The sequence below is a fragment of the Chrysiogenia bacterium genome (assembly GCA_020434085.1).
Taxonomy (GTDB): Bacteria; JAGRBM01; JAGRBM01; order JAGRBM01; family JAGRBM01; genus JAGRBM01.
Genome location: JAGRBM010000451.1, coordinates 1 through 3787 on the forward strand (window position 1 = coordinate 1; position 3787 = coordinate 3787).

The 3787-nt window shown below is 64.2% G+C and carries 7 protein-coding genes; 3 read left to right on the forward strand and 4 right to left on the reverse strand.

Going from position 1 to position 3787, the window contains the following annotated elements; genetic code table 11:
• Window positions 1-283 precede the first annotated feature (283 nt).
• Both KDH09_15315 and KDH09_15320 read left to right on the forward strand, forming a co-directional pair.
• Window positions 284-688, forward strand: a complete 405-nt coding sequence (locus KDH09_15315; GenBank protein ID MCB0221065.1) for a thermonuclease family protein — start codon at window positions 284-286, stop codon at window positions 686-688.
• Window positions 685-906, forward strand: coding sequence for a hypothetical protein (locus KDH09_15320; protein MCB0221066.1), 222 nt, complete (start codon window positions 685-687; stop codon window positions 904-906). The genes KDH09_15315 and KDH09_15320 overlap by 4 nt, the downstream gene beginning before the upstream one ends.
• Window positions 907-1323: 417 nt before the next feature.
• Here KDH09_15320 and KDH09_15325 read toward each other — a convergent pair whose 3' ends face one another.
• From KDH09_15325 to KDH09_15340, 4 genes are read right to left on the reverse strand one after another with little or no spacing between them, the layout of a single operon-like run.
• Window positions 1324-1509 (reverse strand): hypothetical protein, encoded by a 186-nt coding sequence (locus KDH09_15325; GenBank protein MCB0221067.1) that lies wholly within the window; start codon window positions 1507-1509, stop codon window positions 1324-1326.
• On the reverse strand, window positions 1506-1913 hold the full coding sequence (locus tag KDH09_15330) for a hypothetical protein (GenBank protein MCB0221068.1): 408 nt from the start codon (window positions 1911-1913) through the stop codon (window positions 1506-1508). Before KDH09_15330 ends, KDH09_15325 begins: the two co-directional genes overlap by 4 nt.
• Window positions 1906-2205, reverse strand: a complete 300-nt coding sequence (locus KDH09_15335; GenBank protein MCB0221069.1) for a hypothetical protein — start codon at window positions 2203-2205, stop codon at window positions 1906-1908. Before KDH09_15335 ends, KDH09_15330 begins: the two co-directional genes overlap by 8 nt.
• Window positions 2195-2809, reverse strand: coding sequence for a hypothetical protein (locus KDH09_15340; GenBank protein MCB0221070.1), 615 nt, complete (start codon window positions 2807-2809; stop codon window positions 2195-2197). The genes KDH09_15335 and KDH09_15340 overlap by 11 nt, the downstream gene beginning before the upstream one ends.
• Window positions 2810-3117: 308 nt before the next feature.
• On the opposite strand from KDH09_15340, the gene KDH09_15345 reads away from it, so the two are divergent.
• Window positions 3118-3787, forward strand: a 670-nt coding sequence (locus tag KDH09_15345; GenBank protein ID MCB0221071.1) for a hypothetical protein, incomplete at its 3' end; no start/stop codon positions are given.

The following is a 3787-nucleotide window of genomic DNA, read 5'->3' on the forward strand; positions in this document are numbered from 1 at the left end:
CGTGTTGCCCCATTGGTCCGTGTACGTGCTGTAGCTCTGGCCGTTGGAATAGCCTGTGCAATTGCCCCATGTGTCGCAATAGATCGAAGTTTGGGCGCTCGCGGCGCCTGCCGTGAGAAGAACGGCGATAGCCAATAGTCTCGCAAGCATGAATGATCCCCACACGCTATGGTGTCGAGCCGTAACGCTAGCTCGCAGAATATGAGAGGGCAAACTGGCATTCCCTTGGGCATCATTTGCCATCTGGCTTTCATCTCATCACCGCGCGGCTTGGACGTCCTGCATGGCCGTCGCGATTGGTCTGACGGCGTTCCCCGTCATTGCGGCGGCCGATGGCTTTGCCTGCCAAGTCGCCTCGATCACTGATGGCGACACTTTCCGGTGCACGAACGGTCTCAGGATCAGGATCGGCGGCATAGACGCGCCAGAGATGGACACGTCCTATGGTCCGCCTGCGAAGGCGACGTTGGCCGGCATCATTGGCGGCGCCACGGCCCAATGTGAGCCGACGGGCACCAGCTACAACCGCATCGTCGCGGTCTGCTATCTCGACGGTCAGGACATAGGCGCGATGATGGTGGAGCGGGCTATGGCGAGGGACTGCGCAAGGTACTCCGGCGGGCGCTATGGAGGGCTAGAGGATGAGCGCCACGACGTGCTGCCGGTGGTGCCCTTCTGCATCCCATGACGCGGCGCGCGAACATCGAGCCCCGCGGCCTCAACCGCGAGCAGGCAGCCGCCTATATCGGTGTCGGGACAACCCTGTTCGACGCCATGGTGAAAGACGGTAGGATGCCCGACCCCATCCGGATCGGCGCTCGCGCGATCTGGGACCGCTGGAAGCTCGATGCTGCCTTCGACAATCTCAGCCGACCGACCGCGAACTCGTGGGACGAAATACTCTAGGGCACGCGGAAGGAGCTTTAGTCATCGGCGGGGCGGCGCGAGTGAAAACAGGCCCTTCGCGTTCCGCGCCGGCAGGGGTGCTCCTCGTCGAGCCATGGCTTCAACGAAGGCCTTTTCATATGGCGGGCTGACGCCATCGCTATGCCCCGAGAGACACGTCTTGCAGAGAAAGAGCCCGCCCAAGTGTGAGGGGGCTTGTCCGTCGTAGCGATGAGGCCCGTTGATCGTCAGGCGCTTGCAAAGGTCGCAGGGCGTCCGGTGATACTCGTCTTCGGGCATGGCGATCCTCCTGTTGGGGCCAGCGATCGACAGGCGACCATCCCGAGCACGTTCGCGCAATGCACATCACGACATGCCCTGTGGGCGACGAAAAGGGGCGAGCCCGAAAGCCCGCCCCTGTAGTCGTTGTGCCGGCGATCAGTGCAGCGTCGGCGGCCTGCCGAAGAGCTCCGGCCAGGCCCACCGCGCGGCCTCGATCAGAACCTCGCGGCGGTTGTCCTCTGCGAACATCATGGCCCCGGCGGTGAGGGCCTCTTGCAACTGCCGGCGCGCCTCGGGATCGGCAGGCACGACAGGGCGGCGGACGGTGGCTCTGGCGGTCATGTCGTGGCCCTCCGGGCGGTGATGTCCTGAAACTGGGGAACGATGCGCCGGACGCCATCCCGGCCGATGCTGGGGTCTAGGACAGCATGCGTATGCCTGGGGCCTACCCAGCGGTTGCGGATGGACCATGCGAGCGCGATGGCGAGCTGATCGGGCTCCAGGTCGCCGTTCTCCTCCATGTCGGCGAGGTCGAGTTCCCGGTCGTTGCCATCCTCGATGTCGGCATCGCCGTCGGCGTCCCGCACGGCCAGCCTGTCGAGGATCGCGGGCGGCAAGGTGACCATGCAGAACGCCGTGCCGTCGGCACCATGGCCTATGACGTCGACGTTGCCCAGCAGGTGGTGGAGCAGGGTCCGGGCTTCCGCGTCGGACATGGCGGCCGGGTTGTTGGCGATCCTACCCATGGTCCGGCCCCTCCATGTCGAGGGCCGCGGCCTCGGCCCGGCGAAGCTCGGCAAGCTCCCGCTCGAAAGCCGCCACCACGTCATCGCCCGGCACGCCATCGTGCAGACGCTCCACCGCGCGGCCGATCAATGCCAGCTCTGCCGAGGTCAATGCCCGGATGCGAGCCAGCAGGAAGGCGCGTTCGGCTTCTGCGCCGGGCTCGGCCATGACGATCGTCGCCGGGATCGCGGCGACGGCCATTGCAGCGGCCGTGGTTGCCAGGGCCTGCCTACGGGTGAGGTCACGCGACATGGCGGCCTCCCATGATCTCGACGCTCTGGCGAAGGGACGCAAACGCTTCTTGCGTGATGGCGTGATCTTCGCCCGGCAAACGTTCGCCCTCCCATGCCTCAATGGCGCGCATCTTCGTCAGCAGGCCGTCGGGCGTCTTGGCGTCCGTCGCCATGATCTTCCGCAGAAGCGACCCCAGGCGCTCGCTGTTGGCCTCGCACGCCGCCTCGTACTCGTCGAAGGCGCCCGGATGGGTTGCGGTACACTCGCGCCGCCACGGCACCGAAAGCGCATGGTAACGCTCGCGCTCGGCATCGGTCGCGGTGTCGAAGAACCATTCGCGAAAGATGCCGAGAGGTTCCGTCTTGCCGCCACGGGGGATGCCCAGAAGGTCAGCCAGTTCGTCGGGCATGGGCGGGTGTAGTTCGGCAACTTCAGCGGCAATCCTGTCGTACCAGGCGCTGAGCCGGTCTTCCTCCACAGCGGCGGCATCGTAGTCGCGCCAGAGCGCGAACAGGTGCGCGTCAGGGTGATCGGTGGCGTTGGCCGGAAGGGTCGCGCCGCCGATCAGGGCAGCGGCCGCGGTGCCGGTGATGGCGTCGCGGCGGGTGACTGTGGATGACATGCGAAATCTCCATCGGGATTGTGGCCCAGGGAGCGCGCGACACAGGTCGATATTGTGATAGAGAACAGTGCAGGCACTGGCGGGCTCCCTAAAGCCGGTTGGTGCTCAGCCTGGGGCGGGTGTGTCCAGCACCCGTCTCAGGCGCCCCTAGGATGCGCCCGGGCGGCCCTGCCGTCAACGAACGCGCTGAGACTAACTAGAGACAAGGTCGAACCCGCTCCATCGACTCCCGATGGCCGCCGAGTCACAATCGGTAGCTGTATTGGGGGCGCGATATGGACACGGTGGCGCAACTGGGATCCGCGTGCTTGGGCGTCTTGCAGACCTGGGCACTGCTGGTAATTGAGTTGGTTGCAGATTTGGCATGGCCGGCTCTGGCCGCGTTTGTGATTTGGCTCTTCAGGAGGCAACTTGAGGCTCTCATCGGCCGTCTCCGACGAGTGGGAAAGGACGGAGCCGAGTTCGTCCCATCGCAATTGGTGGCTACTGCGAAGGACAGTAACCCACTTAGGCCTTTCCCCATCACGCCGCCGGAAGTTAGCCTAGGTGGGACCAAAGTCGCGCCGCGCGATATGGTTCCACCGGTCTATCTGCCCCTCTTTGATGAGATTTACGCTCGCGCGTTGGAAGCGATACCTCAGATTGAGGACAAGGTCGCAGGAACACGAGAAGAGCTTCTGCTGGCAGCATCGAGCGAAGTTGGGCTGATGCTGCAGCTGGAGCGAGCTTCGAGGTTCATCTTTCGCAGCCAAGTCCACGCCCTCGATACGCTGCGATGGAAGCCGTCAGCCGTGAAAGCTGACTATCGGGATATCTACGACAAGGTCGCTCCACTCCATCCTGACGTCTATGCCACGTTCACTTTCGAGCAGTGGTTCGGTTTCATGGCTGCGATGGAACTGGTGAAGGTCAGTGACGGCGATCTCGTGACGGTGACGCGATTGGGCGAGGTCGTTGGTCGGTACATGAGTGATCGAG

Coding starts and splice junctions, on each gene's coding strand:
- KDH09_15325 (MCB0221067.1), bottom strand. CDS start 1,509: ATGACCGCCAGAGCCACCGTCCGCCGCCCTGTCGTGCCTGCCGATCCC.
- KDH09_15315 (MCB0221065.1), top strand. CDS start 284: ATGGCCGTCGCGATTGGTCTGACGGCGTTCCCCGTCATTGCGGCGGCC.
- KDH09_15330 (MCB0221068.1), bottom strand. CDS start 1,913: ATGGGTAGGATCGCCAACAACCCGGCCGCCATGTCCGACGCGGAAGCC.
- KDH09_15335 (MCB0221069.1), bottom strand. CDS start 2,205: ATGTCGCGTGACCTCACCCGTAGGCAGGCCCTGGCAACCACGGCCGCT.
- KDH09_15320 (MCB0221066.1), top strand. CDS start 685: ATGACGCGGCGCGCGAACATCGAGCCCCGCGGCCTCAACCGCGAGCAG.
- KDH09_15340 (MCB0221070.1), bottom strand. CDS start 2,809: ATGTCATCCACAGTCACCCGCCGCGACGCCATCACCGGCACCGCGGCC.